The 26,320-nt window shown below is 69.7% G+C and carries 27 protein-coding genes and 1 pseudogene; 8 read left to right on the plus strand and 20 right to left on the minus strand.

The annotated features are described in order from the left end of the window. Positions 1 to 855, minus strand: a complete 855-nt coding sequence (locus LDL49_RS13770; RefSeq protein ID WP_225291400.1) for a hypothetical protein — start codon at positions 853 to 855, stop codon at positions 1 to 3. Positions 856 to 927: 72 nt separating this feature from the next. Here LDL49_RS13770 and LDL49_RS13775 point away from each other — a divergent pair. Beyond that, a pseudogene (locus LDL49_RS13775) lies at positions 928 to 1,428 on the plus strand (Clp protease N-terminal domain-containing protein); the annotation flags it as partial. A 219-nt stretch (positions 1,429 to 1,647) separates the two neighbouring features. Here LDL49_RS13775 and LDL49_RS13780 read toward each other — a convergent pair. Continuing rightward, positions 1,648 to 2,670: a GNAT family N-acetyltransferase gene (locus LDL49_RS13780; protein ID WP_225291401.1), complete on the minus strand. Its 1,023-nt coding sequence runs from the start codon at positions 2,668 to 2,670 to the stop codon at positions 1,648 to 1,650. A 95-nt stretch (positions 2,671 to 2,765) separates the two neighbouring features. Between LDL49_RS13780 and LDL49_RS13785 the strand changes: the two genes are divergently transcribed. From LDL49_RS13785 to LDL49_RS13795, 3 genes are all read left to right on the plus strand, one after another. Beyond that, positions 2,766 to 4,157 carry an NAD(P)/FAD-dependent oxidoreductase gene (locus LDL49_RS13785; protein ID WP_225291402.1) on the plus strand — a complete coding sequence of 464 codons (1,392 nt, stop codon included), beginning with the start codon at positions 2,766 to 2,768 and terminating at the stop codon, positions 4,155 to 4,157. 30 nt (positions 4,158 to 4,187) lie between these two features. Further along, the gene (locus tag LDL49_RS13790) at positions 4,188 to 5,792 is read left to right on the plus strand and encodes an amidohydrolase (RefSeq protein ID WP_225291403.1); all 1,605 of its coding nucleotides are present in this window, start codon (positions 4,188 to 4,190) and stop codon (positions 5,790 to 5,792) included. A gap of 95 nt (positions 5,793 to 5,887) precedes the next feature. Next, positions 5,888 to 6,343 carry a hypothetical protein gene (locus LDL49_RS13795; RefSeq protein ID WP_225291404.1) on the plus strand — a complete coding sequence of 152 codons (456 nt, stop codon included), beginning with the start codon at positions 5,888 to 5,890 and terminating at the stop codon, positions 6,341 to 6,343. Between the two features lie 3 nt (positions 6,344 to 6,346). Here LDL49_RS13795 and LDL49_RS13800 read toward each other — a convergent pair whose 3' ends face one another. After that, on the minus strand, positions 6,347 to 6,652 hold the full coding sequence (locus LDL49_RS13800) for a hypothetical protein (RefSeq protein ID WP_225291405.1): 306 nt from the start codon (positions 6,650 to 6,652) through the stop codon (positions 6,347 to 6,349). A 26-nt stretch (positions 6,653 to 6,678) separates the two neighbouring features. Here LDL49_RS13800 and LDL49_RS13805 point away from each other — a divergent pair, with 26 nt between their 5' ends. Beyond that, complete coding sequence (locus LDL49_RS13805; RefSeq protein ID WP_225291406.1) at positions 6,679 to 7,032, plus strand: hypothetical protein; 354 nt, start codon at positions 6,679 to 6,681, stop codon at positions 7,030 to 7,032. Positions 7,033 to 7,120: 88 nt separating this feature from the next. On the opposite strand, the gene LDL49_RS13810 is transcribed toward LDL49_RS13805, so the two are convergent. The 5 genes from LDL49_RS13810 to gap all read right to left on the minus strand — a co-directional run bounded on the left by LDL49_RS13810 (position 7,121) and on the right by gap (position 10,834). Then, positions 7,121 to 7,465 (minus strand): RNA polymerase-binding protein RbpA, encoded by a 345-nt coding sequence (locus tag LDL49_RS13810; RefSeq protein WP_214636247.1) that lies wholly within the window; start codon positions 7,463 to 7,465, stop codon positions 7,121 to 7,123. A gap of 68 nt (positions 7,466 to 7,533) precedes the next feature. Continuing rightward, positions 7,534 to 7,764 carry a preprotein translocase subunit SecG gene (gene secG, locus LDL49_RS13815; RefSeq protein ID WP_214636246.1) on the minus strand — a complete coding sequence of 77 codons (231 nt, stop codon included), beginning with the start codon at positions 7,762 to 7,764 and terminating at the stop codon, positions 7,534 to 7,536. A gap of 99 nt (positions 7,765 to 7,863) precedes the next feature. Continuing rightward, a complete protein-coding gene (gene tpiA, locus LDL49_RS13820; RefSeq protein WP_225291449.1) occupies positions 7,864 to 8,646 on the minus strand; it encodes a triose-phosphate isomerase in 783 nt (260 codons plus the stop codon). Beyond that, positions 8,643 to 9,830 carry a phosphoglycerate kinase gene (locus LDL49_RS13825; RefSeq protein ID WP_225291407.1) on the minus strand — a complete coding sequence of 396 codons (1,188 nt, stop codon included), beginning with the start codon at positions 9,828 to 9,830 and terminating at the stop codon, positions 8,643 to 8,645. The genes tpiA and LDL49_RS13825 overlap by 4 nt, the downstream gene beginning before the upstream one ends. Beyond that, positions 9,830 to 10,834, minus strand: coding sequence for a type I glyceraldehyde-3-phosphate dehydrogenase (gene gap, locus LDL49_RS13830; RefSeq protein ID WP_225291408.1), 1,005 nt, complete (start codon positions 10,832 to 10,834; stop codon positions 9,830 to 9,832). Before gap ends, LDL49_RS13825 begins: the two co-directional genes overlap by 1 nt. A gap of 186 nt (positions 10,835 to 11,020) precedes the next feature. Here gap and LDL49_RS13835 point away from each other — a divergent pair, with 186 nt between their 5' ends. Then, positions 11,021 to 11,635 carry a hypothetical protein gene (locus tag LDL49_RS13835; RefSeq protein ID WP_225291409.1) on the plus strand — a complete coding sequence of 205 codons (615 nt, stop codon included), beginning with the start codon at positions 11,021 to 11,023 and terminating at the stop codon, positions 11,633 to 11,635. A 363-nt stretch (positions 11,636 to 11,998) separates the two neighbouring features. Here LDL49_RS13835 and whiA read toward each other — a convergent pair whose 3' ends face one another. The 8 genes from whiA to uvrA all read right to left on the minus strand — a co-directional run bounded on the left by whiA (position 11,999) and on the right by uvrA (position 21,726). Continuing rightward, positions 11,999 to 12,979, minus strand: a complete 981-nt coding sequence (gene whiA / locus LDL49_RS13840; protein ID WP_219528586.1) for a DNA-binding protein WhiA — start codon at positions 12,977 to 12,979, stop codon at positions 11,999 to 12,001. Between the two features lie 71 nt (positions 12,980 to 13,050). After that, the gene (locus LDL49_RS13845) at positions 13,051 to 13,968 is read right to left on the minus strand and encodes a gluconeogenesis factor YvcK family protein (RefSeq protein ID WP_225291450.1); all 918 of its coding nucleotides are present in this window, start codon (positions 13,966 to 13,968) and stop codon (positions 13,051 to 13,053) included. Positions 13,969 to 14,171: 203 nt separating this feature from the next. Then, positions 14,172 to 15,038: an RNase adapter RapZ gene (gene rapZ / locus LDL49_RS13850; protein WP_225291410.1), complete on the minus strand. Its 867-nt coding sequence runs from the start codon at positions 15,036 to 15,038 to the stop codon at positions 14,172 to 14,174. Between the two features lie 22 nt (positions 15,039 to 15,060). Continuing rightward, positions 15,061 to 16,971 carry an excinuclease ABC subunit UvrC gene (gene uvrC / locus LDL49_RS13855; RefSeq protein WP_225291451.1) on the minus strand — a complete coding sequence of 637 codons (1,911 nt, stop codon included), beginning with the start codon at positions 16,969 to 16,971 and terminating at the stop codon, positions 15,061 to 15,063. Between the two features lie 96 nt (positions 16,972 to 17,067). Next, the gene (locus LDL49_RS13860; RefSeq protein ID WP_225291411.1) at positions 17,068 to 17,508 is read right to left on the minus strand and encodes a Rieske (2Fe-2S) protein; all 441 of its coding nucleotides are present in this window, start codon (positions 17,506 to 17,508) and stop codon (positions 17,068 to 17,070) included. A gap of 44 nt (positions 17,509 to 17,552) precedes the next feature. After that, the gene (locus LDL49_RS13865; RefSeq protein ID WP_225291412.1) at positions 17,553 to 18,005 is read right to left on the minus strand and encodes a Rieske (2Fe-2S) protein; all 453 of its coding nucleotides are present in this window, start codon (positions 18,003 to 18,005) and stop codon (positions 17,553 to 17,555) included. Positions 18,006 to 18,109: 104 nt separating this feature from the next. Next, complete coding sequence (locus LDL49_RS13870; protein ID WP_225291413.1) at positions 18,110 to 18,535, minus strand: Rieske (2Fe-2S) protein; 426 nt, start codon at positions 18,533 to 18,535, stop codon at positions 18,110 to 18,112. A gap of 350 nt (positions 18,536 to 18,885) precedes the next feature. Beyond that, entirely contained in the window at positions 18,886 to 21,726 is a 2,841-nt protein-coding gene (gene uvrA, locus LDL49_RS13875) for an excinuclease ABC subunit UvrA (protein WP_225291414.1), read from the minus strand. Between the two features lie 217 nt (positions 21,727 to 21,943). On the opposite strand from uvrA, the gene LDL49_RS13880 reads away from it, so the two are divergent. Together LDL49_RS13880 and LDL49_RS13885 are read left to right on the plus strand one after the other, a co-directional pair. Next, positions 21,944 to 22,711 (plus strand): maleylpyruvate isomerase family mycothiol-dependent enzyme, encoded by a 768-nt coding sequence (locus LDL49_RS13880; protein ID WP_225291415.1) that lies wholly within the window; start codon positions 21,944 to 21,946, stop codon positions 22,709 to 22,711. Continuing rightward, a complete protein-coding gene (locus LDL49_RS13885; RefSeq protein ID WP_225291416.1) occupies positions 22,708 to 23,364 on the plus strand; it encodes an MBL fold metallo-hydrolase in 657 nt (218 codons plus the stop codon). Before LDL49_RS13880 ends, LDL49_RS13885 begins: the two co-directional genes overlap by 4 nt. An 11-nt stretch (positions 23,365 to 23,375) precedes the next feature. Here LDL49_RS13885 and LDL49_RS13890 read toward each other — a convergent pair whose 3' ends face one another. From LDL49_RS13890 to LDL49_RS13905, 4 genes are all read right to left on the minus strand, one after another. After that, positions 23,376 to 23,648, minus strand: coding sequence for a hypothetical protein (locus LDL49_RS13890; protein WP_225291417.1), 273 nt, complete (start codon positions 23,646 to 23,648; stop codon positions 23,376 to 23,378). Positions 23,649 to 23,686: 38 nt separating this feature from the next. Then, positions 23,687 to 24,508 carry a CDP-diacylglycerol--serine O-phosphatidyltransferase gene (pssA, locus tag LDL49_RS13895; RefSeq protein ID WP_225291418.1) on the minus strand — a complete coding sequence of 274 codons (822 nt, stop codon included), beginning with the start codon at positions 24,506 to 24,508 and terminating at the stop codon, positions 23,687 to 23,689. Beyond that, positions 24,495 to 25,136 carry a phosphatidylserine decarboxylase gene (locus LDL49_RS13900; RefSeq protein WP_225291419.1) on the minus strand — a complete coding sequence of 214 codons (642 nt, stop codon included), beginning with the start codon at positions 25,134 to 25,136 and terminating at the stop codon, positions 24,495 to 24,497. The genes pssA and LDL49_RS13900 overlap by 14 nt, the downstream gene beginning before the upstream one ends. A gap of 104 nt (positions 25,137 to 25,240) precedes the next feature. After that, entirely contained in the window at positions 25,241 to 26,239 is a 999-nt protein-coding gene (locus tag LDL49_RS13905) for a TerC family protein (protein ID WP_225291420.1), read from the minus strand. Between the last annotated feature and the right edge of the window lie 81 nt (positions 26,240 to 26,320).

Consider the following 26,320-nt stretch of genomic DNA (forward strand, 5'->3'; position numbering starts at 1 on the left):
CTACCGCTCCACGCGGTGCCGCGCGTGCCGCTCCTCCCGCTGGGCGACCTCCAGCCGCTGCGCGCTCTCGGCGAGCCGCTTGCGGGCCTTGGCCAGCTTCCGCTCCAGCCCGGCGACCCGCTCGGCGCGCTCGTCGTGCTCCTGTACGGCCTGCTCCAGGGCGGTGACCCACTCCCGGTGGGCCTCCAGCGCCTCCTGCCGTTCGGCGGCCTTCCTGGCTTCAACCTCCGCCCGCCTCTTCGCCTCCGCCTCTTCTCGCCTCTTGGCCTCCGCGCGCTTCGCCTCCGCGCTCTTGGCCGCCGCGCCTTTCGCCGCCGCGCCCTTCGCCTCCGAGGCCGAGTCGGCCGATGCTGTCGAGTCCGTCGGCTTCTTGGCGGGCTTGCCGCGCGGCGCCGGGGCTGGGGCGAAGCCGCTGTAGCTGAGCGGCTTGGCCAGGCGGCCGTGCCGTACCTCCTCGGCGGCGCCCGCGTCCACGACGGCGGCGTCGAGCGTCTGCTCGGCCTCGGCCGCCGCGGCGGCCGACAGCCCGGCCGCCCGCCTGATCAGCCGGGACAGCCGTCCCGCCAGCTCGCCGCGCCGCCGGGTCAGCTCCGCCAGGGCCTCGGCGTCGTGCCGCTCCCACGCCTCGCGCAGCTCCCGCCCGAGCGCCAGCAGCTCGCCGAGATCGTCCGGGTGCTCGCGGGCCAGCCGGTTCACGGCCGACGCGGAGACCGTGGGTTTGCGCAGTCCGGCGATGTCGCGGGCCAGCCGTACGTCGCCCGCGTCTTTGGCGGCACGGGCCTCGGCCTCGCGCGCGGCGGTGAACTCGGACGGCGGGAGCCCATACAGGCGACCGGCCACCTCGTCAAGATCCACACCTGTCAATTACCCCACATCCGCTGGTTTGTAGCGCATAGTGGAGACACGCCACTCGAACGGAGGCCACCGGTGTTCGAGCGCTTCACTGACCGTGCCCGCCGGGTCGTCGTCCTCGCCCAGGAGGAGGCGCGGACGCTGAACCACGCCCACATCGGCACGGAGCACATCCTGCTCGGCCTCATCCACGAGGGCGAAGGCGTGGCGGGCCTGACACTCGACAGCTTCAACATCGAGCTCGAGAGCGTGCGCGCCTTCGTCACGCGCGAGGTGGGCCAGGGCGACGAGGCGCCGAGCGGGCACATCCCGTTCACCCCGCGCGCCAAGAAGGTCCTGGAGCTCTCGCTGCGCGAGGCGCTGCAGTTGCGCCACAACTACATCGGCACCGAGCACATCCTGCTCGGCGTGATCAGGGAGGGCGAGGGGCTGGCCGCCCAGGCGATCGTGGACGCCGGCGTGGAGCTGGGCGAGCTGCGGCACCGCGTGCTCACCCGGCTCGGCCAGGGGACGAAGGACCGGCCGGCCGAGATGTTCTTCGCCGGCGGTATGGCGCTCGGCGAGCGGCTCACGCAGATCCAGGAGAGCCTCGAACGCATCGAGCGCCACCTGGGCATCCGGCAACCGGACCAGCAGGCGGCGTCCGGCCCCGAACCGGAAGAACAGGGCTCCGAGCCGGACCCGTCGGCAAGGGACTCCACCCCGAGACCGGCAGAACCGGACTCCGGGCCGGACGAGAACGAGCCGGGCGAAGGACGCGGCGAGAGCGCCTCAGGCTGACGCGGCGAGAGCGCCTCAGGCTGACGCCATCGCGCAGACCGGCAGCCTGGCCTCCATCACGCCCGGGTCCTCGGTGTAGCCGAGCGTGGCGCCCAGCGACAGCAGGAGCCGCCGCATCCGTACGTTGTCGGACAGCATCGTGGCCCTGACCTCGGCATAGCCGAGATCGCGCGCCTCGCGCACCAGCGTCCTGGCCAGCGCGGTGCCCAGACCGCGCCCCTGCCAGCGGTCCTCGACCAGGAAGGCCATCTCGGCGATGCCGGGATCGGGGGTGAACATCAGGGACGCCATGGCCACCACCTGGCCGTCGTGCCCGGCGACGATGGAGCGGCCGCGGCTGCGGTCGCAGAGCCGGTCGAACATCCGCGGCGGCAGCTCGGGCATCGAGGTGAAGTAGCGGAACCTGCGCGCCTCGGGCGAGCACCTGTCGTGCAGGTCGCGGACGGCCTCGCGGTAGATGGAGGTGAGCGGCCGGACCGTGACCTCCTCGCCGTCGGCCAGCTTGACCGTGGGCTCGGCGGCGCCCTGCTCGACCGGCGGCTGGGCGAGCCGGACGAAGGAGGCGGCCCGAGCCGCCTCGGTCAGGGTGAAGGGCAGCTCGGCGCGGCGCAGCCGGACGGCGCGCCTGGGTGCGACGGGCACCACGAGCAGGGTCGGGTCGGGAAGCTCACTCACCGCTTCACCATAGATCCACCTGGCATCGTCGGCGCGCAGCAACTCGGCCAGGAACTCCGGCAGCCGCCACGGCATCGACCGCAGCCGGGAGGCCAGCAGCAACGCGCGGGTGGGCTCGTCGGTCAGCTCGTGCGCCGTCGCCGGGACCACCTGGACGCGGCGGCCACCCGCGGCCTCCAGCGCCTCACGCACGGCCTCGGGGGCGGCGGGGATGTCGGCGACGAACTCGTCGACGGTGCCGTCCGCGTCCGACTGGACGCTCAGGCCGAGGATGTTGCCGCCCCTGTCCGCCAGGGCCGCGGCCAGGGAGGCCAGTCGTCCCGGACGCTCGTCCACCGTGGTGCGAATGCGCAAGAATCCCATAGGAAGAGGATGCCGGGGAGGTGTTACCTGGCCGCTAACGTCGTGTTTCGAATGCGAGTTTCGTAGCGAGATGCGGCGTATAGGAGGATACGGCCATGAACGCGCATGTCTCCCTGTCGTCCGGATTCGTGAACGGCGACGTCTCCTTCTGGTACCGCTCCTCCGGCGTCCCCTCCCCTGGTCCGCGCCTCGACGGTGACCTCCAGGCGGACGTGGCGATCGTCGGTGCGGGCTACACGGGGCTGTGGACCGCGTACTACCTCAAGCAGGCCCAGCCGTCGCTGAACGTCGTGGTGCTGGAGAAGGACTTCGCCGGGTTCGGGGCCTCGGGGCGCAACGGCGGCTGGCTGACCGGCGACCTGGCCGGGTCGCATCAGCGCTACGCCAGGACGCACGGGGTGGAGGGGGCGCGCCGGCTGCAGCGTGAGATGTACGCCTCGATCGACGAGGTGATCCAGGTCTGCGAGAAGGAGGGCATCGACGCCGACGTCGTCAAGGGCGGCGTGGTCAACGTGGCCCGCACCCCCTCCCAGGCGGCCCGGCTGCGGGCCTCGGTGTCGGCCGCCCGCGCCTGGGGCATCGAGGAGGCGGACCTGCGGCTGGTCGATCCCGCCGAACGGCTGCGGGTGGCGGGTGCCGTGGCCGCCTCCTGGAGTCCGCACTGCGCGCGGGTCCAGCCCGCCAAGCTGGTACGAGGGCTGGCGCGGGCCGTACGAGAGCTCGGGGTGACCGTCTACGAGCGGACACCCGTCACGGAGATCGCCCCGGGGCTGGCCGTGACGCCCTTCGGGACGGTCCGCGCGCGCCACGTGCTCCGCGCGACCGAGGGGTTCACCTCGCGGCTGAAGGGGCTGCGGCGGCAGTGGCTGCCGATGAACAGCTCGCTGATCGTCACCGAGCCGCTGCCTGCCTCGTTCTGGGAGTCGGTCGGCTGGGCGGGGTCCGAGTTGCTCGGGGACATGGCCCACTACTACATGTACGCGCAACGGACCGCCGACGACCGCATCGCCTTCGGCGGGCGCGGCCGGCCGTACCTGTACGGCTCGCGAGTGGACGCCAGGGGGCACACGCACGAGCAGACGGTCGAGGCGCTCTGGCGGCTGCTGATCGACTTCTTCCCCGCCGCGGCGTCCTCCTCGGTGGCGCACGCGTGGTCAGGGGTGCTGGGGGTGCCGCGCGACTGGTGCTCGACCGTGCACGTGGACCCGGCCACCGGCCTTGGCTGGGCGGGCGGCTACACCGGGCACGGGGTGACGACGGCCAACCTGGCCGGCCGGACGATGCGGGACCTCGTCCTGGGCGAGCGGACGGCGCTGACGGAGCTGCCGTGGGTGGGCCGCCGAGTGCGGGCCTGGGAGCCGGAGCCGCTGCGGTGGCTGGGGGTGCACGCGATGTACCGGTTGTACCGGGTGGCGGACCACCGGGAGCGGTCGATGACGGGCACGTCGGTGCTGGCGCGCATGGCCGACCTCATCACCGGCCACTGAATCACCATCGTCATCGAGATTGGGGAGCACATGAACACGCTCTTTCGAGGGGGACGGGTCTTCACCGCGAAGACCGGCTTCGCCGAGGCCGTGCTGGTCCGCGACGGCGTGATCGCCGCCGTGGGCGACGAGCGGGACCTGGTACGGCTGGCGCCGGGGCACGAGACCGTGGACCTGGACGGGGGTCTGCTGGTGCCCGGGTTCACGGATGCGCACGTGCACCCGGTACAGGCGGGCCTGGAGCGCGCCAAGTGCGACCTATCCGAAATTTACGGACTCGATGCCTACATGGCGAAGATCGCCGACTATGCGGCGAAAAATCCTGAAAAAGAGTGGATTGATGGCGGCGGGTGGGACATGTCGGCCTTCCCGGGTGGGCTGCCGCACCGCGACCAGCTCGCCTTCGCCGACCGGCCCGTCTACCTCATCCAGCGCGACCATCATGCCGCCTGGGTCAACGCCCGCGCCCTGGAGCTGGCCGGCGTCACCGCCGACACCCCCGACCCCGCCGACGGCCGCATCGAACGCGACGCCGACGGCACGCCCAGCGGCGTCCTGCACGAGGGCGCGATGGACCTCGTCGGCCTCCTCACCCCCCGCCCCGCCCCGCGCGACCTGGACCGGGCACTGGAGGAGGCGGAGCGATACCTGTTCTCGCTCGGCATCACCGGCTGGCAGGACGCCATCGTCGGCTCCTACGCGGGCTCGGTGGACCAGCTTCCCACCTACCTGTCGGCGGCCGGCTCCGGCAGGCTGCGGGCCCGCGTGGTGGGCGCGCTGTGGTGGGACCGTACCCGTGGCCTCGACCAGATCGACGACCTGACCGCGCGGCGGGCTTCGGCGGAGGGGCTGGACCGGTTCCGCGCCACCTCCGTGAAGATCATGCAGGACGGCATCACCGAGAACTTCACCGCCGCGACGCTGGAGCCCTACTGCCTCTGCGGCGGCACGGGCCTGTCCTACGTCGAGCCGGACAAGCTCAGGAAGTACGTGGCCGAGCTCGACCGCCTCGGCTTCCAGGCGCACGTCCACGCGATCGGTGAACGGGCCGTACGCGAGGCGCTGGACAGTTTCGAGGGCACCTCGCCCGCCAACCGGCACCACATCGCGCACCTGCAGATCATCGAGCCGTCGGACGTGCCCCGCTTCGCCGCCCTCGGCGTGACGGCCAACCTGCAGCCGCTCTGGGCGACCCACCACGCGCAGATGGACGAGCTGACGCTGCCGTTCCTGGGCGAGCCGCGCTCCTCGTGGCAGTACCCCTTCGCCGACCTGCTCGCCCACGGGACGAGGTTCTGCGCGGGCAGCGACTGGCCGGTGTCGAGCGCCGACCCGCTGCAGGGCATGCACGTGGCCGTCAACCGTACGGAGCCCGGCAGCTCGGTGCACGCCGACTACCCCACGGCGCAGACGCCGTTCCTGCCAGGCCAGCGCCTCGACCTGGAGACCGCGCTGACGGCGTACACGGCCGGCTCGGCCTGGGTCAACCGCTCCCCCGCCGGGATGATCGAGCCGGGCCGCCCGGCGGACCTCGTCGTCCTGGACCGCGACCCGTTCCTGCTGCCGGAGCGCGACATCTGGACGACCGAGGTGCGCATGACGTTCGTGGACGGCGTCGCCGTCCACGGCGGGTAGGCCCGCGATCCGAACGGCTCGGGTGCGCGATCCGGCGCTACGGAACGCGCACCCTTCCCGCGTACGGTCGCCTCCGACACGAAGTGGAGGCTGACATGGTGATGCGGCGAACGTGGGCCGTCGCGGCGCTCGCCTGCGCGATGACGGTGACCATTCCCGGTCTCGCCCAGGCGACGGCCCAGAGCGGCCGGGACGTAGTGATCACGTCCAGGCGAGGCTGGCAGGACATCGGGATCTATGTGTACGAAGGCGACCGCGTCCGGATCGAGCAGGTGGGCGGCAGCTGGACGGTCGACGACAACTCCTTCCCGTGGGTGGGCGCCGACGGGTACGACTGGGACACCGACTCGCACATCTACCAGGGCTGCAAGATCCACGACGGCTCCCCGTACGGCAGGCTCCTGTCCCGGATCAACGGCGGCTCACGCGCGCTGGGCGCGCACCGGAGCTGGCGGGCCGGCTCCGGTGGCCGGCTGTTCATGAGGATCAACGATCAGAACCGCTGCCTCGGCGACAACGCGGGCGCGCTGATCATCAGGATCTGGCACTAGCCATCAGGTCCGGAGTGTAATGACCGTGTGACGGGGACACACGGCAAGCGCGTGGTCGTCGTGGACGACGACGACATCAGCCGCACCGGCATCGTCGCCATCCTGTCCGGGACACCGGGCGTGGAGGTGGTCGCGGGACTCGGCCACCGGGCGGCGGCCGGCTGGTCGTACGAGGGCGTCGACGTCGTGCTGGTGGACGCCGCCGACGAGCGGAACCCCGACGACCACTTCCCCGGCGTGGCGGTCGTCGAGGCCGTCCGCCGGGTCCGGAGCCGTCAGCAGACCACGGTCATCGTGCTCACCGGCCACCTTTCGACGGCGCGGTCCGGCGGCGCATGCGGGAGGCCAGGGCCGACTACTTCTACCATCGCAGCCAGCTCGGCGACGCGGCCCGCCTGCGCGCCGCCATACTCGAACCGTCGGGGGGTGTGCCCGGCCCCGCCGACCCCGAGGAGGAGATCAGGCTCGGCGTCTCCGCCGCCAGCCGGGTCAACGCGGCCGTGGCGCACGCGCTGGCGGAGCACCTGCCGGAACGGCTGGGCGAGCGGGCCAGCCCGCGGTCGCGGGCCTGGATCCGGTTACGGGAGCGGTTCAACCGGCAGGCCCGGCTCGCGCCGACGACCTCCGACGGCCGTGCTCCGGACCGCACCCAGTCACTCCCGTCACTGCCACAGAACCTCATCCCGTGAAACCCGGTCGGCTCTAAGGACGGCCAAGGCCACGAACAGCGAAGGGCCCCGGCACAGCGTGCCGGGGCCCTTCTGAGATAACAAGGTCCTACCAGGGAGACTTGTTGTTGCGGAGACGCTCCAGCGCTTCCTCGAGGATCGCCTTGCCGTCCTTGTCGCTCCTGCGCTCCTTCACATAAGCCAGGTGCGTCTTGTACGGCTCGTTCCGGGGCGGAGCAGGCGGCGCCTGCTCGTCCTGGCCGGCCGGGAGGCCGCAGCGTGGGCAATCCCACATCTCGGGCACCGCCGCATCGCTGGCGAAGCTGGGCCGCGTCTCATGCATGTTGGCGCACCAGAACGAGACCCGCACTCTCGGAGCTGCCTCGCCGCGCTCGGCCTCCCCCATCGGGCCGGCGCCGACACGGCTGCCACGGATCGCGTTGCCACTACCCACGGATGAACTCCTCGCTCGATCGCCCCGTGACACACGGGGGGAGAATCACTGTCACGCGTCAATCTGACTCAGGGCCGCAGAAGCAGACCCAGAGCGATGATGCAGACGAACCAGACGGTGCCCGTGATCACGGTCAACCGGTCGAGGTTACGCTCCACCACCGAGGAACCACCGAAGTTCGACGAGAAACCGCCGCCGAACATGTCAGACAGGCCACCACCCTTGCCCTTGTGGAGCAGGACGAGCAGGATCATGAGACAGCTCGCCAGGATGAGGGCGATGGAGATTCCGATTTCCACGGTATGCCTAGTCCTTCAATGCTCTGTCACGCGTGACGATTCAAACTTGCTTCTAGAGGGTACGGCTTGTTGTCAAGTCGCACCCCCGGAACGACTCAGTTAGCCAGACATATCGGAGAAACGGCAGATCTTAACGAACTCCCCGGCATCGATGCTGGCACCGCCCACGAGCGCGCCGTCGATATCGGATTGAGCCATGATCCCAGCGATGTTGCCTGACTTGACCGACCCTCCGTAAAGGATACGTACTGCGGAGGCCACTTCGGGGTCGTACAGCTCAGCGAGTCTGCCTCGCAGTGCCGCACAGACCTCCTGGGCGTCCTCGGGAGTGGCCACCTCGCCGGTGCCGATCGCCCACACCGGCTCGTAGGCCACTACCATCGATTGTGCCTGCTCAGCGGAGACTTTGCGCAGTCCGCCGTCCAGCTGACTCAGGCAATGTGAAACCTGTTCGCCCGCCTGGCGCACGGGCAGGCCCTCGCCGACGCACAGGATCGGCGTGAGCGAGTGGCGGAACGCGGCGTGCACCTTGGCGTTGACCAGGTCGTCGTCCTCGCCGTGATACTGCCGCCGCTCCGAGTGGCCGGCCAGGACGAACGTGCAGCTCAGCTTGGCCAGCATCGCGCCCGATATCTCGCCGGTGTAGGCGCCCGCCTCGTGCTGGGACAGGTCCTGCGCGCCGTAGACGATGCGCAGCTTGTCGCCGTCGACGAGCGTCTGGACACTGCGCAGGTCGGTGAACGGCGGCAGGACGGCTATCTCCGCCTTGTCGAAGTCCTTGTCGGTGAACGCGAAGGCGAGCTTCTGGACCAGCGCGATGGCCTCAAGGTGGTTGAGGTTCATCTTCCAGTTGCCGGCGAAAAGCGGCTTTCTCACGGTCAGTCCTCCAGGGCGGCGAGTCCGGGCAGAGTCTTGCCCTCGAGATATTCCAGGCTCGCCCCACCACCGGTGGAAATGTGCGAGAAGCCGTCTTCTGGCAGGCCGAACTTCCGTACGGCCGCCGCCGAGTCGCCACCGCCGACCACCGTCAGGGCGTCGGCCCCGATCAGCGCCTCGGCCACGGCCCGGGTGCCGCCGGAGAAGGCGTCGAACTCGAAGACGCCCATGGGGCCGTTCCAGAAGATGGTCTTGGCGTCGGCCAGCTTGCCCGCGAACAGCTCACGGGTCTTCGGACCGATGTCGAGCCCCTCGCGGTCGGCCGGGATCGCCGTGGCCTCGACCACGTCGTGCGGCGCGTCCTCGGCGAAGCCGGTCGCGGCCAACACGTCGACGGGCAGCACGAGGTCGACGCCGCGCTCGGCGGCCTCGTTGAGGAAGCCGCGCACCTGGTCGAGCTGGTCCTCCTGGAGCAGCGACTTGCCGACCTCATAGCCCTGGGCCTTGAGGAAGGTGTAGGCCATGCCGCCGCCGATCAGCAGCCGGTCGACCTTGGCCAGCAGGTTGGCGATGACGCCGAGCTTGTCGGAGACCTTGGCGCCGCCCAGCACCACCACGTAGGGACGCTCGGTGTCCTCGGTGAGCCTCCTGAGCACCTCCAGCTCGGCCACGATGAGCTTGCCCGCCGCGTGCGGCAGCAGCCGGGGCACGTCGTAGACGCTGGCGTGCTTGCGGTGGACCGCGCCGAAGCCGTCGCCGACGTAGAGCTCGGCGAGCCCCGCCAGCTTCTCGGCGAACGCGCCGCGCTCGGCCTCGTCCTTGGACTCCTCGCCCGCCTCGAACCGGAGGTTCTCCAGCAGGGCGATCTGGCCCTCCTCCAGCGCGTCGGCGACGCCCTGGGCGCTGTCACCGACCACGTCGGTGGCGAAGGCCACGTCGTCGCCGAGCAGCTCGGAAAGGCGCTCGGCGACCGGCTTCAGCGAGAGGGCGGGGTTGGGCCGCCCCTTGGGGCGACCCAGATGAGCGCAGACGACGACCTTCGCGCCCGCGCCGGTCAGCGCCTTGATCGTCGGTACTGACGCGCGGATGCGGCCGTCGTCGGTGATCGTCTCACCGTCGAGGGGGACGTTGAGGTCGGCGCGCACGAGCACGCGCCGACCCTTCACATCGAGATCGTCGAGCGTACGCATCAGAGGTCCGCGCCCACCAACTGGATGAGGTCGACGAGGCGGTTGGAGAAGCCCCACTCGTTGTCGTACCAGCCGACGACCTTGACCTGGTTGCCGATGACCTTGGTCAGGCCGGCGTCGAAGATGCAGGAGGCCGGGTCGGTGACGATGTCGCTGGAGACGATCTCGTCCTCGGTGTAGCTGAGCACGCCCTTGAGCGCCCCCTCGGCGGCGGCCTTGTACGCGGCGTTGACCTCTTCGACGGTCACGTCACGGGAGACCTCGACGGTCAGGTCGGTGGCCGAGCCCGTGGGGATCGGCACGCGCATCGCGAACCCGTCGAGCTTGCCCTTGAGCTCGGGCAGCACCAGGCCGATGGCCTTGGCCGCACCGGTCGAGGTGGGCACCACGTTGACGGCGGCGGCGCGGGCGCGGCGCAGGTCCTTGTGCGGGCCGTCCTGCAGGTTCTGGTCCTGCGTGTAGGCGTGGATGGTGGTCATCAGGCCCTTCTCGATGGTGAAGGCGTCGTTCAGGACCTTCGCCAGCGGAGCCAGGCAGTTGGTGGTGCAGGAAGCGTTGGAGATGATCGTGTGCTTGGCGGCGTCATAGGTGTTGTCGTTGACACCCATCACGATGGTGACGTCCTCGTTCTTCGCCGGGGCGGAGATGATGACCTTCTTGGCGCCGTTGTCGGCGTGCACCTTGGCCTTGGCCGCGTCGGTGAACAGGCCGGTCGACTCCAGCACCACGTCGACGCCGAGGTCGCCCCACGGCAGCTTGGCCGGGTCGCGCTCCTCGAAGACCTTGATCGTCTTGCCGTCGACGGTGATCTCGTCGCCGGAGACCTTCACCTCGTACGGCAGGCGGCCGAGGATGCTGTCGTACTTCAGCAGGTGGGCGAGCGTCGCGTTGTCGGTCAGGTCATTGACCGCAACGATCTCGATGTCCTTGCCACTGGCGGCTACCGCACGCCAGAAGTTGCGACCGATGCGGCCGAAGCCGTTGACGCCTACGCGGATGCTCACGGGAACCGATCTCCTCGTACGTGATGGCGAGCTGAAAACCTCAATGACAAACCCTATCGGAACCAAATTGGTTTAGACCACTTGACTCCCCTTACGGCGAATCCGCGATCCGGAGGCGTAATTTGCGAGCTTCGAGTAAAGTGCCCGACTCATCGGAGTAAGTTCCGGCATTCTCTGGGGGCTGAGATGTCACAACCTAGGTCCGGCCTGCTGTCTGGCCTGGTCGTGGGTTTCGTAGCCACGCTCATCTGCGCCATCGCGCAAGCGGCGGCACTCCTCTACGGAGACCGCTTCATCCCGGCTGCCTTCCTGACCGCCGGCGACGGCCTCTGGGCCATGACCACGATCGCCTTCGCCGCGGCGCTCCTCCTGTCCCTCCTGGTATGTCTGTTCAGGCCGGGCAGCCGGCTCCTGCCGTGGTGGTCGGCGCTCTGCGCGGTGGCGGCGGTGGCCCTGGGGTGGGCCACCGCCCGCGCGGCGAGCACTGGCGGCCGGCCCGACCTGAGCCTCGACCGCCTCGTGACCAACTTCCCGGCCGAGCTGACCAGTCTCTGGCCCTCGCTGAAGGACTCGTGGGAGCCCTGGCTCCCGCTGGCGGTGGCGGCCTTGACGGCCTATTTCCTCGTACGGGTACGGGTAGGCCGCGTACGAGCCCGCCGAGCCTCCCTCACCCCACCGGAGGACGACCCGACCCCGGCCGAACCGGAATACCGGGCCCCCTTCGAACCCCTGCAAAGCCCCACCAACCCCTCACGCCCCACGGGCGACCTCTTCACGCCGAGAGACTCGGGCCGCGCCTGAGTCGGCTCACCGGCCCGATCCACGGAGACCGGCCAAGCATGCGCACGTCACGGCGGGAAGTCCCCCCACCGGAGGAGCGTTCCCCTGGACAGGGCCCAGCCCACGACGGCGATCGGCGCCCACCGTGCCGTGCCGTAACGCATGAACCGCCTTGACGGAAGGACACGCACGGCAGAGCACCACGGAGAGAACCCCGCTCGGGAAGCCCAGAACCCTCAGAACAGTCCTGCCGCGAAGACCCTCCCGCAACGCACCCAGTCGCATACCCGCACTCACCTGCCGACAGACACCGATCCGCCGCCCGCACAGAGAACGCCGCACCGGCCCACCGCACCGCGCGGAGGCCGCGCGGAGAAGCGCCCCTCACTGGGCGAGCATGTCCACGGTGAGGTTGGCCTCGGTGTTGGGGATGCCCAGGTCGGTGGCGCGTTTGTCGGCCATCGCCAGCAGTCGCCGGATGCGTCCGGCGATCGCGTCCTTCGTCAGCGGCGGATCGGCGATCTGCCCCAGCTCCTCCAGGGACGCCTGCTTGTGCTCCACCCGCAGCCGCCCCGCGATCACCAGGTGGTCGGGCGCCTCGTCGCCCAGGATCTCCAGCGCCCGCTGCACCCGCGCCCCCGCCGCCACCGCGGCCCGCGCCGAGCGGCGCAGGTTGGCGTCGTCGAAGTTGGCGAGCCGGTTGGCCGTGGCCCGCACCTCGCGGCGCATCCGGCGTTCTTCCCAGGCCAGCACGCTGTCGTGCGCGCCGAGCCGCGTCAGCAGCGCGCTGATGGCGTCGCCGTCGCGCACCACCACCCGGTCGACGCCCCGCACCTCCCGCGCCTTGGCGTGGATCTTGAGCCGCCGCGCCGACCCCACCAGCGCCAGCGCCGCCTCGGGCCCCGGGCAGGTGACCTCCAGCGACATGGAGCGCCCCGGCTCGGTCAGCGAGCCGTGCGCCAGGAACGCCCCGCGCCACGCGGCCTCGGCGTCGCAAGCGGCCCCCGCCACCACCTGACGAGGCAGGCCGCGGACCGGGCGCCCGTGGTTGTCGATGAGACCCGTCTGCCGGGCCAGCGCCTCGCCGTCGCGGTAGACGCGCACGACATAGCGTGAGCCCTTGCGCAGCCCGGCGGGTGCCAGCACGAGCACTTCGGCCTTGTGACCGAACACCTCCCCGATGTCCTTGATCAGCCGCCGTGCGGTGGCGTTGGTGTCGAGCTCCGCCTCGATCACGATGCGCCCGCCCACCAGGTGCAGCCCGCTGGCGAACCGCAACAGCGTCGACACCTCCGCCTTCCGGCAGCAAGGCTTCAGCACTGGCAGGCGGCTCAGCTCGTCCTTCACCACACCCGTCATCGCCATAAGCGTTAGTCCTCCCCCATTCAGACCGGCTCTCAGCAGTGTCTCGCACCTTTGCGCCGCGCCGACCAGGATCAACGCTTCTGGAGGAAAATCTCGTCCAGGACGGAGGCAAGACGTCGTGAGTCATGCCGGGGGGAGCCGTCGGCGGCCGCGACGTCGGCCATGACGAGCCGCCCGCCGAGCGCGGTGGCGGCCTTCTCCAGAGCGTCGCGGTCGTCGACCACGCCGGTGTCGGCGAGCACGACGTCGACGCGCAGGCCGGGCGCGTGCTGCCGGAGCACCTCCAGGTGCTGCTGGGGTGAGAAGTCGTCGGTCTCGCCGGGCTGCGGCGCCAGGTTGAGCGTGACCAGCCGCTGGGCCTTCGACTCGTGCAGCGCCCGAGCCAGCTCGGGCACCTTGAGATGCGGTAACACGCTGGTGAACCACGACCCGGGCCCGAACACCAGCCAGTCGGCCTCCAGCACGGCGCGTACGGCCTCGGGCCGCGCCGGCGGGTCCTCCGGCACCAGCGAGATGGCCTGCACCCGGCCGGGGGTCAGCGCGCAGGCCACCTGCCCGCGTACGGTCGAGGTGACGCCGTCGAGCTCCACCTCGGCCACGATGTCCAGCGGCACCGACGCCATCGGCAGCACCCTGCCGTGGGCGCCGAGCAGCCGGCCCACCCAGTCGAGCCCCGCCACGGGGTCGCCGAGCAGCTCCCACAGCGCCACGATGAGCAGGTTGCCGACGGCGTGGCCGTGCAGGTCGCCCTCACTGCGGAAGCGGTGCTGGACGACCTCGCTCCAGGTGCTCCCCCACTCGTCGTCGCCGCAGAGCGCGGCGAGCGCCATGCGCAGGTCACCGGGAGGGAGTACGCCCAGCTCGCGCCTGAGCCGCCCGCTGGAGCCGCCGTCGTCGGCGACCGTCACCACCGCGGTCAGCTCGCCCACCACGCCGCGCAGCGCCGACAGCGAGGCATAGAGCCCATGCCCCCCGCCCAGCGCCACCACCCGCGGCCGGTCATCCGGCACCGCGCCGCCTGCGACCCCGTCACTCAGCGCCGCCTCGCCTATGACCGCCTCACCCGACTCCGCCCGAGCTGCGACCGCCGCACCGGCTACGGCCGCCTCACCCGGCGCCGCCTCCGCTACGACCCCGTCGTCCGGCGCAGCAGCGCCCATGACCGCGTCAGCCTGGTCTTGGCCCTCATCGGTCACTCCCGCCCCACATCCCGGTGGCTGACCTGGACTTCCATGCCGCGGTCACGCAGGCGGCCGGCGACCTGCTCGGCCATCGCCACGCTGCGGTGCTTGCCACCCGTACAGCCCACCGCCAGCGTGGCGTAGCTCTTGCCCTCGCGCGCGTAACCGGCGGCGATCACCTGCAGGACCTCCTCGTACGCGTCGAGGAACTCCTTGGCTCCCGGCTGGCCGAGCACGTAGTCGCGCACCGGCGCGTCGAGCCCGTTCATCGGCCGCAGATCCGGCACCCAGTGCGGGTTGGGCAGGAACCGGCAGTCGACCACGAGGTCGGCGTCGACCGGCAGGCCGTACTTGAAGCCGAACGAGACCACGTTGAGCCGCAGCCCCGGCCGGTCGTCACCGCCGAAGAAGTTGACGATCTTGTTGCGCAGCTCGTGCACGTTGAGCGAGGAGGTGTCGATCACCAGGTCGGCGTTGGCCCGCACCTCGCGCAGGATGCCGCGCTCGCGGGCGATGCCGTCGACGAGCCGGCCCTCGCCCTGGAGCGGGTGGGGTCTGCGTACGTTCTCGAACCTGCGCACCAGCCCTTCGTCGCTGGCCTCCAGGAAGACCACGCGCACCCGCACACCGCGGCCCTCGAGCTCTTCGATGGCGGCGTTGAGGTCGCTGGTGAAGGCCAGGCTGCGCACGTCGACGACGGCGGCCACCTTGTCGGCGGCCAGCTTGACCTTGCCCGCCTCCTCCGCCATGGCGAACAGCAGCCCCGGCGGCAGGTTGTCGATGACGAACCAGCCCAGGTCTTCCAACGCCTTGGCCGCGGTGCTGCGGCCCGCGCCTGACATGCCGGTGACGATGACGAACGCCGGCTCGGTGTTCATTGCCTCACTCCGTTCGGCGGGCTCACTGTCCCTCCCCCTTCAGCGTCGACGCGATCACCTCGGCGATGGCCGGGCCGATGCCGGGGACCTCGCACATCTCGGCGGCGGTGGCCTCGCGCAGCTTCTTCACGGAGCCGAAGTGTTTGAGCAGCGCCTGCCTGCGCGCCGGTCCGAGGCCGGGCACGGTGTCGAGCGCGCTCTCCTTCACGGTCTTGGACCTCTTAGCACGATGGTAGGTGATGGCGAACCTGTGTGCCTCGTCCCGCACGCGTTGCAGCAGGTAGAGGCCCTCACTGGAGCGCGGCAGGATCACCGGCTGATCGTCGCCGGGCAGCCACACCTCTTCGAGCCGCTTGGCCAGGCCGCACACGGCGACGTCATCGATGCCGAGCTCGTCGAGCGCCCGCTGGGCGGCGGCCGCCTGAGGGCCCGCGCCGTCGACCACGACCAGGTTGGGCGGGTAGGCGAACTTGCGCGGCTTTCCGGTCTCCGGATCGATGGGCCCGTTGGGTCCGTCGGCGTCGTCGTCGGCCGCCAGCTCCCCGGTGGCCGAGCGCTCCTCCAGGTAGCGCCGGAAGCGCCGCTGGATGACCTCGTAGATGGAGGCGACGTCGCCTTCCTTGGTCCTGACGGCGAAGCGGCGGTATTCGCTCTTGCGGGCCAGGCCGTCCTCGAAGACCACCATCGACGCCACGACGTTCTCGCCCTGCAGGTGGGAGACGTCGTAGCACTCGACGCGCAGCGGCACCTGGTCGAGGTCGAGCGCGTCGGCGATCTCCTGCAGCGCCTTGCTGCGGGTGGTCAGGTCGCCGGCCCGGCGGATCTTGTGCTGGGCGAGCGACTCCTTCGCGTTGCGCTCGACGGTCTCCATCAGCGACTTCTTGTCGCCGCGCTGCGGCACCCGGACCTCGACCCGGGCGCGGCGCTGCTCCGACAGCAGCTCGGTGATCGCCTCGTTGTCGGGCGGGAGCACGGGGACCAGGACCTCGCGGGGCATCGACTCGGCGCCCGCCTCGCCGTACATCTGCAGCAGGAACTGCTCGACCAGCTCACCCGGCGAGCTCTCCTCGACCTTGTCGACCACCCAGCCGCGCTGGCCGCGGATGCGGCCGCCACGCACGTAGAAGACCTGGACGGCGGCTTCGAGGGGATCTTCGGCCAGCGCGATCACGTCGGCGTCGGTGCCCTCGCCGAGGACGACGGCCTGCTTCTCGAGCGCGCGCTGCAGCGCCTGGATGTCATCGCGGAGCCTGGCGGCCCGCTCGTATTCCTGCGCCGCGGCGGCCTCGCGCATGTCGCGCTCCAGCCGCTTGATGAAGCGGCCGGTGTTGCCGGCCATGAAGTCGCAGAAGTCTTCGGCCAGGGCCAGGTGCTCGTCCGGGGTGACCCGGCCCACACACGGCGCCGAGCACTTGTCGATGTAGCCGAGCAGGCACGGCCGGCCGATCTGCCCGGCCCGCTTGAACACCCCCGCGCTGCACGTGCGGACGGGAAAGACGCGCAGCAGTAGATCGACGGTCTCGCGGATGGCCCAGGCGTGCGAGTAGGGGCCGAAGTAACGGGTGCCCTTGCGCTTGGCGCCCCGCATGACCTGCACACGCGGGAAGTCCTCGCCCATGGTGACGGCGAGGTAGGGGTAGGACTTGTCGTCGCGGTATTTGACGTTGAAGCGGGGGTCGAACTCCTTGATCCAGGAGTATTCGAGCTGCAGCGCCTCGACCTCGGTGCCGACCACCGTCCAGTCGACGTCGGCGGCGGTGGTGAGCATGGTCTGGGTGCGCGGATGCAGCGCGGAGAAGTCGGCGAAGTAGGAGTTGAGCCGCTGCCGCAGGCTCTTGGCCTTGCCGACGTAGATCACCCGGCCATGCGCGTCCCTGAACCGGTAGACCCCCGGAGAGTCGGGAATGGAGCCCGACTGGGGGCGGAAACTCAGGGGACTGCGCGCTGATCTCGCCACGTTCAAAGAGTAACGGGCCACACCGACAAGGTGGCCCGCCGTACCAGGCGTCCTGGCACGGCGGGCATGCGCCTAGGCGAGCGTGATCTGGTCTCCCTCAACCTTGATCTGCTTCTCGGGAAGCGGCTTCTTGGCCGGTCCGGCGGTGACGGATCCGTCGTCGATCTTGAACTTGCTGCCGTGGCACGGGCAGTCGATCATCCCGTTCGCGACGCCGCCGACCGTACAGCCCTGGTGGGTGCAGATCGCGCTGAACGCCTTGAACTCGCCCGACTTGGGCTGCACCACCACCACCTTCTGCTCCTTGAAGACCGTCCCCCCACCGACGGGGATGTCGGAGGTCTTCGCCAATGCGCCACCCGCGGCCGCCGGAGCACTCGACTGCGTCGTGGCGGTCGAGGTCTGCGCGCCGCTCGCGGCGTCGTTACTGCCACACGCGGTCAGCGCCAGTGTCAGGCCACCCGCGCCCACACCGGCGATCATCGCTCTGCGACTCTGAAAGTCATCTCCCATGAGCTCACCCAACCGCACACAGGTGAGAAATTCATGAGGACCCGCTAGGCGAGCGTGATCTTGCCGTCGCTGACCTTGATCTTCTTCTCCGCGAGCGGCTTGGAAGCCGGGCCACCTGCGACGGAACCGTCCGAGATCTTGAACTTGCTCCCGTGGCACGGGCAGTTGATGGTGCCGTCAGCGACCTCGTCGACCGTGCATCCCTGATGGGTGCAGATCGCCGTGAACGCCTTGAACTCCCCCTCCGTCGGCTGGGTGACGACCACCTTCTGGCTCTCGAAGACCTTCCCGCCCCCGCTGGGGATGTCGCCGGTTTCGGCGAGCGCCTTGCCGGCGGCTTTCTTCTTCTTCGGGGCCGCGGACGACGGCTCGTCGGCCGGGGGTGCCTCACTCGGTTGGGCCGTCGGCGAGCCGTAGCTCGCACAAGCGGTCATCACCACTGCGAGCCCGGCGCCTCCGGCCCCGAGCACCACCGCCCGGCGCGTCGTTTCGGTCATGGTGCGTCCTCCCAGGTCTAGTTCTCACTTCAGGTACGGCCAGCGCCCTCGCGCCGGTTCAGCGTGCCGTACGCCAATCCTGGGAACCACGCAGAATTACCTGTTCACGCCACCACGACGCCGTCACCCACGACCTTGATCTGATAGGCCACGAGCGGCGCGGTCGCCGGGCCCTTGAGCGCCTTGCCGCTGTCGGCGGCGAACTCGCTGCCGTGGCACCCGCACGTGATCACGTTCTCCTCGGGCGAGCCGACGGTGCAGCCTTTGTGCGTGCAGACCGCGCTGAAGGCCTTGAAGACGCCCTTCGCCGGCTGGGTGACCACGATCTTGTACTTCTCCACCAGGACGCCCCCGCCCACGGGAACGTCCGCGGTCTTGGCGAGCTCCTGCCCCTTGATCCCGGCCGGCTCCACGCTGGCGCCGCCGCCGCACCCCGCGACCGCGAGACCGCACGCCGCCAGTCCGGCCGCGCCCAGCGCCTCGCGACGCCCGATTCCGGGCATGGCGCTGCCCAGCTCCGTAATCCCCATGGTGCCGACCCTTCCCCGTGGCCACTGACCCCCTGCAGGCCAGGCCGCTATCGTCGGGTCAACTTTATTGCCGGCACCCCTCGGTCCCCCCTCCGGGTCATCCGGCGAGGCCGCGGATCCCGAGCCACCGAGCATCTCCCGACGTAGACCCCGCGGTCCCGCCCGGCCGCTGACACCCGGCCGTTAAACGCCCGCCCGGCACCCTATGACGCCCTTTCAAGGATCCGCGTGCCCTCAGCCCCGGCCACTACCTGGCCGCGCCCCGACGGTGCCGACGGACACGGCCGGTCCCAGGGGGTTCTGTACGGCGGCCACCCGCCGCACAGAAAGGCCCCTTCAGAAGAACAACCTCAGAGCGAAAGGATCTTGCGTAGGAAGCGCCCCGTGTGACTCTCGTCCACCAGCGCGATCTCCTCAGGCGTCCCCGTGGCGACCAGCGTGCCGCCCCGCGAGCCACCCTCGGGCCCCATGTCGATCACCCAGTCGGCCGTCTTGATGACGTCGAGGTTGTGCTCGATGACGATCACCGTGTTGCCGCCGTCGACCAGCCGCCCGAGCACCCCGAGCAGCCGCCGGATGTCCTCGAAGTGCAGCCCGGTGGTCGGTTCGTCGAGCACGTAGATCGTCCGCCCCGTCTGCCGCCGCTGCAGCTCGGAGGCCAGCTTGACGCGCTGCGCCTCGCCGCCGGACAGGGTGGTGGCGGGCTGGCCGAGCCGTACGTAGCCGAGCCCGACGTCGTTGAGCGTCTGCAGGTGGCGCTTGATCGCCGGGATCGCGTCGAAGAAGCCGAGCGCCTCCTCGATCGGCATGTCGAGCACCTCGGAGATCGTCTTGCCCTTGTAGTGGACCTCCAGCGTCTCCCGGTTGTAGCGGGCGCCGTGGCAGACCTCGCAGGGGACGTACACGTCGGGCAGGAAGTTCATCTCGATCTTGATGGTGCCGTCGCCCGCGCACGCCTCGCAGCGGCCGCCCTTGACGTTGAAGCTGAAGCGTCCCGGCTGGTAGCCGCGCACCTTCGCCTCGGTGGTGGCCGCGAACAGCTTGCGTACGTGGTCGAACACGCCGGTGTAGGTGGCCGGGTTGGAGCGCGGGGTGCGCCCGATCGGCGACTGGTCGACGTGGACGACCTTGTCGACCTGGTCCATGCCGTTGATCCGGGAGTGCCGCCCCGGCACGGTGCGTGCGCCGTTGAGCTCTTTGGCCAGCGCGTTGTAGAGGATGTCGTTGACCAAGGTCGACTTGCCGGACCCCGACACGCCGGTGACCGCGGTGAACACGCCGAGCGGGAACTCGATGTCGACGCCTTTGAGGTTGTGCTCGCGCGCGCCCTTGACCGTGATCTGCCGCTTCCTGTCGCGCTTGCGGCGCTTGGCGGGAATCGGGATGCTCCTGCGCCCGGACAGGTATTGGCCGGTCATCGACTCTTCGCTGGCCAGCAACTCCTGGACGGTGCCGGACACGACGACCTGGCCGCCGTGCTCGCCCGCGCCCGGACCGATGTCGACCACCCAGTCGGCGGCCGCGATCGTGTCCTCGTCGTGCTCGACGACGATCAGCGTGTTGCCCATGTCACGCAGCCTGATCAGGGTGTCGAGCAGCCGCATGTTGTCGCGCTGATGCAGGCCGATCGACGGCTCGTCCAGGACGTACAGGACGCCGACCAGGCCGGAGCCGATCTGGGTGGCCAGCCGGATGCGCTGAGCCTCGCCGCCCGCCAGGGTGGCGGCGGCGCGGTCCATGGTCAGGTAGTCGAGGCCGACGTCGAGCAGGAAGCCCATGCGGGCGTTGATCTCCTTGACCACCCGCTCGGCGATCTGCATGTCGCGATCGGACAGCTTGAGCTCGGAGAGGAACTCCGCGCACTCGCCGATCGACATGGACGAGACCTCGGCGATCGACTTGTCCGCCACGGTGACGGCCAGCGTGACCGGCTTGAGCCTGGCGCCCTTGCAGGCCGGGCAGGGGATCTCGCGCATGTAGCCCTCGAACCGCTCGCGGGTCGAGTCGCTCTCCGCTTCGACGTGCCGGCGCTGGACCCACGGGATGACGCCCTCGTAGGTCGTGTAGTAGGAGCGCTGCCTGCCGTAGCGGTTGCTGTAGCGGACGTGCACCTGCTCGTCGTGGCCGAACAGCAGGGACTTCTGCGCGGCCTTGGGCAGCTTCTCCCACGGCGTGTCGAGGGTGAAGCCCATCGTGTGACCCAGTGCCTCGACGAGCCTGACGAAGTATTCGCTGGTGTGGCCGCCCGACCAGGGGTGCAGCGCGCCGTCTCGGAGCGTGGCCTCCGGATCGGGTACGACCAGGTCGGGGTCGACCTCCATCTTGGTGCCGAGCCCCGTGCACTCCGGGCAGGCGCCGAAGGGGGAGTTGAAGGAGAACGAGCGGGGCTCCAGCTCCTCGAACGACAGGTCGTCATAGGGGCAGTAGAGGTGCTCGGAGTAGAAGCGCTCGCGGTTGGGATCGCCCTCGGGCAGATCGACGAACTCCAGCGTGATCGTGCCGCCGGACAGCTGCAACGCGGTCTCGACCGAGTCGGTGAGCCGTCGGCGCGACGACTCCTTCACCGACAGCCGGTCGACGATGACCTCGATGTCGTGCTTCTCCTGCTTCTTCAGCGTGGGCGGCTCCTCCAGCCGGATGACCACGCCGTCGACCCGCGCCCGCGCGAAGCCCTTGGTCTGCAGCTCTCGGAACAGCTCGGCGTATTCGCCCTTGCGGCCCCTGACGACCGGGGCCAGCACCTGGAAGCGGGTGCCCTCCTCCAGGTCCATCACGCGGTCGACGATCTGCTGCGGCATCTGCCGGGCGATCGGCCGCGCGCACACCGGGCAGTGGGGCTTGCCGATGCGCGCCCACAGCAGCCTCAGGTAGTCGTAGACCTCGGTGATCGTGCCGACGGTCGAGCGGGGGTTCTTGCTGGTGGCCTTCTGGTCGATCGACACCGCGGGCGACAGGCCCTCGATGAAGTCCACGTCGGGCTTGTCCATCTGGCCGAGGAACTGGCGAGCGTAAGCCGACAACGACTCGACGTAGCGCCGCTGACCCTCAGCGAAGATCGTGTCGAAGGCCAGGCTCGACTTGCCCGAGCCGGACAGGCCGGTGAAGACGATCAGAGAGTCTCGCGGCAGGTCCAGCGAGACGTCTTTGAGGTTGTGTTCACGTGCACCACGCACGATCAGGCGGTCTGCCACGGCGATCCCGGATGTCGAAAGGCGGATAGGTCCACGGGGGATGGTAGACGGGGGCTCCGACAATTTCGGCGGCCCGCTCGTCGAACCCCGAAAATCCGTCGCTACCAGGTTACGGCCTACTCCCACCCCTGCAGGTGGCCTTTACTTGTCAACCGCTTGACCAGCTATTTTATGCCCCCAGCAGCCCTCGCAACCACCGGATGATGAAATATCCGGCATGACCGTTCTGCTGACGCTCCAGGCCGAGCTGGCCGCGTCGACCGCCCGTTTCCTGGCCACGGCGGCTTCCCTCACCGAGGACGACATCGCCGCGCCCTCCCTCCTTCCCGGCTGGTCCAGGGGCCACGTGCTCGCCCACGTGGCGGGGAACGCCGACAGCCACATCAACCTGCTGACCTGGGCCAGGACCGGCGTCGAGACACCTCAGTACCCGACCGACGCGGCGCGGGAGACGGGCATCGAGGCGGGCGCGGGGCGTACCCCCGCCGAACACGTCGCCGAGCTGGCAGCCGCCGACGCCCGGCTGGCCGCCGCGGTCCATGACCTCCCGGAGGCGGCGTGGCGGGCGACCGTCTCGGGCATGCGCCCGCCGCCGCACCCCGCCTGGTACATCCTCGTACGGCGGCTGCGTGAGGTCGAAGTGCACCACGTGGACCTCGCCGCAGGGTACGGCCCGGCGGACTGGCCGGAGACGTTCGTCCACCGGGAGCTCCACGACTGCCTGCGGTGCTGGCCCTACGGGCAGAGCACCGTCAGCGAGATCACCCTGCGCGGCGGGCGGACGTGGCGCGACCTGGGCCCCGGCCCGGCGGTCGAGGGCGACGCGGCCGACGTTCTGGCATGGCTCATCGGGAGATCCGACGGCACGGGCGTTAGGGTGGTGACAGAGGGGCGGCTGTCAACGCCGGTTCCCGTGGCGCCGCCCTGGATGACGATGCCCGCCCCCGCTGATCTGCCCGCGACGCCCCCGAAGGACTACCCATGACCTACACAGGTGACGTCCAGGTCGGCGGTCCCGCCGACGTACGCGAGCTCTCGAAGCTGGCGATCTACAAGCTGGCAGTGGGGCCGTTCGACAACAACGCCTATCTGCTGCGCTGCACCGAGACCGGCGACGGCCTGCTGATCGACGCCGCCGCGGAGGCCGACCGGCTGCTGGCGCTCATCTCCGACCAGCCGATCAGCGCGATCGTCACGACCCACCAGCACGGCGACCACTGGCAGGCGCTGGAGCAGGTGACCAAGGTGACGGGCGCCCAGGTGATCGCGCACCCGCTCGACGCGCCCGGCCTGCCGGTCCCGGTGGACCGCACGGTCGAGCACGGCGACAGGATCACGGTCGGCGTGGTCGACCTCGAGGTGATCCACCTGCGCGGCCACACGCCGGGTTCGATCGCCCTGCTGTACGACGGCGGCGACGAGGGGAGACACCTGTTCACCGGCGACTCGCTCTTCCCGGGCGGGGTGGGCAACACGCAGAAGGACCCGGAGCGGTTCGCCCAGCTCTACGGCGACGTCGTCGAGCGGATCTTCGACCGGCTGCCCGACGACACGTGGGTGTACCCGGGCCACGGCAAGGACACCACGCTCGGCGCCGAGCGCCCCTCCCTGCCGGAATGGAAGGCCCGAGGCTGGTAAACCCGCCGACGTCAGCGGTTCGCCAGGACTCGGGCGATCCGCTGGGCCGCCAGGGCGGGATCGTCGGCGAGGCCCACGACCTCGCCCCACGACCAGCGGTAGAACCACCCCTCCGGCAACGGCACGCAGTCGACGGTCTCGACCAGCAGCACGGTGTCGGGGTCGCTGACCCGCAGCGCCGGCGGGTAGGGCAGCAGCGTGGTGGTCAGCCCGTGCAACTCCAGCTCCCTGGCCAGCTTCGCGAGAAAGTACGTTCGCGTGTGCTCGCGCGGCGTGGCCGACATGGCTCCATCACCACCCGGATGACGGCGGACGTATCCGCTCAGCTGCCGATGCGCTCGGCTTCCTTGCGCTGCTCACGCTTGTAGAACAGCACCCGCAGGGGGATCGCCGCCACGAGCGCGATCTGCATGGTGGCACCGATCTTGATGGGCAGGTCGCCGCCCTCGGGCCAGGCCACCCAGAAGGTCAGGAAGGCCACATTGATCATGATCCACCCGAGCACGACCGCGGCGAGCTGCCCCTTGGGCTTGGGGTATTCGATCCGGCTCACCATCAGCCAGGCCACGCCGAGCACCGCGAGCAACGAGTAGACGCTCGGCTGGAACAGCATCACGATCGAGATGACGGTCATGGCGCCCATGGGAATGGGCAGGCCCATGAAGTCGCCGCTCTTGGTCTTGACGCAGGCGAACCTGGCCAGCCGTACGACGCCGGCGACCAGCACCGCCGCGGCGGCGGCCACCACCGCGGTGAACGGCACCTTGTCCGTGAAACCACCCCAGATCACGACCATGAACGCGGGCGCGAACCCGAAGCTGATCACGTCGGCGAGGTTGTCGAGCTCGGCGCCCATGGCGGAGGCGCGGAAGCGCCGCGCGACCAGGCCGTCGAACAGGTCGCAGGTGGCGCCGATGAGCAGGAGCACCACGGCGGTCGCGAAGTAGCTCGGCGCGGGCGTGAAGTCGCCCCCGGCCTTGAGCGACTGGATCGCCGATGAGGCCAGGACGCATACCGCGAGGAACCCGCAGATGGCGTTGCCCAGCGAGAGCGAGTCCGCCGCGGACAGGCGGAACGCCTTGCCGACGGGTCCTCGAGGTTCTTCGTCGTCGGCCTGCCAGCTGCCGGCGTCAGCCGCGGTCAATTCTGGTCACCCCCGCAACCGTCTTCTCGCCCACGGACACCGCGGACGTGATCCCTTCGGGAAGGTAGATGTCGACCCGCGAACCGAACCTGATGAGCCCGATCCGCTCGGTCTGCGAGACCTTGGCGCCGACGGTCACGTATGGCACGATCCTGCGCGCCACCGCGCCTGCGATCTGCACCATCTCGACGTCGCCGAGCGCCGTCGAGAAATGCCACACCACGCGTTCGTTCTGGTCGCTGTCCTTGTTGAAAGCCGGCAGGAAGCCACCCGCCACATGCTGCACGGAGGTGACATTTCCCGCAAGGGGGGCCCTGTTGACATGGACGTTCAGCGGACTCATGAAGATCGCGACGCGGGTGCGCCCATCGGCCTGCGGGTCGATGCTCTGCACGACGCCGTCGGCCGGTGACAGGATCCGCCCCTCGCCCGGCGTGCGGTCCGGGTCACGGAAGAACCAGAGCATGGCACCGGTGAGGGCGCCCAGCGGCACGGCCGCCAGCGCCCATCGACGGTCCCGGCGCGTCAGCAGCGCGGTGGTGGCCGCGGCGGCGACGGTGGGGAAGAGCCACGGGGACACCCCGCGCGCGAGCCGCACGCGGCCCGTCTTGGCAGAATCGTCTGACACGTACAACCTTCGATGGTGACTGGACTGGGCGCTTTGCCGTGATGTTACAGAGTCAGCAACTATTACACGGCGCAACTTCTCAAGCAAAGCGCCTCGAAAGCCATTTAGCTAGCCCTGCTGGCTTCCTCGCCCTTGCGCGCATCGACACGGGCCTTGATCAGGCTGGCCGCGGTAGTGATGACCATGGTGGCGCCGATGACCGTGAGCGAGACCCAGATGGGGATTTCGGGCGCCCAGGAGACCTCGCTGGCATGCAGTGCCTCCAATATGAGCTTAACCCCGATGAAGCCCAGTATGAACGCAAGCCCATAGCTGATGTAGACCAGCCGCTGAAGCAGGCCCCCCAGCAGGAAGTAGAGCTGACGCAGTCCCATCAGCGCGAACGCGTTGGCCGCGAAGACGATGAACGGGTCCTTGGTGAGCCCGAAAATGGCGGGAATCGAGTCGAGCGCGAACAGCAGGTCGGTGCTGCCGATGGCGACCATCACGATGAGCATCGGGGTGACCATCCGACGCCCGTCGATCTTGACGGTGACCTTCGACCCGACGTAGCCCTCGGTGGTGGGGAACGCCTTGCGCACCCACCTGAGCAGGATGTTCTCGCTGAACTCCTCTTCCTCGCCCTTGAGGTGCTGCCGGATCAGGTTGATCGCGGTGTAGACCAGAAAAGCGCCGAAGACATAGAACAGCCAGCTGAACCGCTCCAGCGCCGCCGCGCCGAGCGCGATGAAGATGCCGCGCATGACCAGCGCCAGCAGGATCCCGACGAGCAACACCTTGTGCTGGTACGCCCGGGGCACCGCGAACCGGCTCATGACGATGAAGAAGATGAACAGGTTGTCGACGCTCAAGCTGTATTCGGTGATGTAACCGGCGAAGAACTCCCCCGCCTTGGCGCCGCCGAGCGTGGCCCACAGCACACCGCCGAACACCGCGGCGAGCAGCACATAGAACGTGACCCAGTATCCGGCCTGCCGCATCGAGAACTCACGGGCTTCACCACGGTCGACGATCCAGAGGTCGATGGCCAGAACGACCAGCAGGCCGCCGATGACGGCGATCCAGGCCCAGACAGGTACGGCCACGTGCTCTACCTCCGGCATGCAAAAAACGAGTGCCGGAGGTCTCTCCCGCCCGCCAAAGCTCGCGGACCGGCAGCCCCGGGGGTCCCGTGGAGCGGGACT

This window comes from Nonomuraea aurantiaca, assembly GCF_020215705.1.
Classification (GTDB): domain Bacteria; phylum Actinomycetota; class Actinomycetes; order Streptosporangiales; family Streptosporangiaceae; genus Nonomuraea; species Nonomuraea aurantiaca.

What these genes read in the sequence shown, in the direction of transcription:
- LDL49_RS13790 (WP_225291403.1), top strand. Translation starts at nt 4,188, where the DNA reads ATGAACACGCTCTTTCGAGGGGGACGGGTCTTCACCGCGAAGACCGGC.
- LDL49_RS13785 (WP_225291402.1), top strand. Translation starts at nt 2,766, where the DNA reads ATGAACGCGCATGTCTCCCTGTCGTCCGGATTCGTGAACGGCGACGTC.
- LDL49_RS13880 (WP_225291415.1), top strand. Translation starts at nt 21,944, where the DNA reads ATGACCGTTCTGCTGACGCTCCAGGCCGAGCTGGCCGCGTCGACCGCC.
- LDL49_RS13795 (WP_225291404.1), top strand. Translation starts at nt 5,888, where the DNA reads ATGGTGATGCGGCGAACGTGGGCCGTCGCGGCGCTCGCCTGCGCGATG.
- rapZ (WP_225291410.1), bottom strand. Translation starts at nt 15,038, where the DNA reads ATGAACACCGAGCCGGCGTTCGTCATCGTCACCGGCATGTCAGGCGCG.
- LDL49_RS13870 (WP_225291413.1), bottom strand. Translation starts at nt 18,535, where the DNA reads ATGGGGATTACGGAGCTGGGCAGCGCCATGCCCGGAATCGGGCGTCGC.
- LDL49_RS13905 (WP_225291420.1), bottom strand. Translation starts at nt 26,239, where the DNA reads ATGCCGGAGGTAGAGCACGTGGCCGTACCTGTCTGGGCCTGGATCGCC.
- whiA (WP_219528586.1), bottom strand. Translation starts at nt 12,979, where the DNA reads ATGGCGATGACGGGTGTGGTGAAGGACGAGCTGAGCCGCCTGCCAGTG.
- LDL49_RS13865 (WP_225291412.1), bottom strand. Translation starts at nt 18,005, where the DNA reads ATGACCGAAACGACGCGCCGGGCGGTGGTGCTCGGGGCCGGAGGCGCC.
- LDL49_RS13890 (WP_225291417.1), bottom strand. Translation starts at nt 23,648, where the DNA reads ATGTCGGCCACGCCGCGCGAGCACACGCGAACGTACTTTCTCGCGAAG.
- LDL49_RS13835 (WP_225291409.1), top strand. Translation starts at nt 11,021, where the DNA reads ATGTCACAACCTAGGTCCGGCCTGCTGTCTGGCCTGGTCGTGGGTTTC.
- LDL49_RS13860 (WP_225291411.1), bottom strand. Translation starts at nt 17,508, where the DNA reads ATGGGAGATGACTTTCAGAGTCGCAGAGCGATGATCGCCGGTGTGGGC.
- LDL49_RS13780 (WP_225291401.1), bottom strand. Translation starts at nt 2,670, where the DNA reads ATGGGATTCTTGCGCATTCGCACCACGGTGGACGAGCGTCCGGGACGA.
- LDL49_RS13805 (WP_225291406.1), top strand. Translation starts at nt 6,679, where the DNA reads ATGCGGGAGGCCAGGGCCGACTACTTCTACCATCGCAGCCAGCTCGGC.
- LDL49_RS13885 (WP_225291416.1), top strand. Translation starts at nt 22,708, where the DNA reads ATGACCTACACAGGTGACGTCCAGGTCGGCGGTCCCGCCGACGTACGC.
- LDL49_RS13825 (WP_225291407.1), bottom strand. Translation starts at nt 9,830, where the DNA reads ATGCGTACGCTCGACGATCTCGATGTGAAGGGTCGGCGCGTGCTCGTG.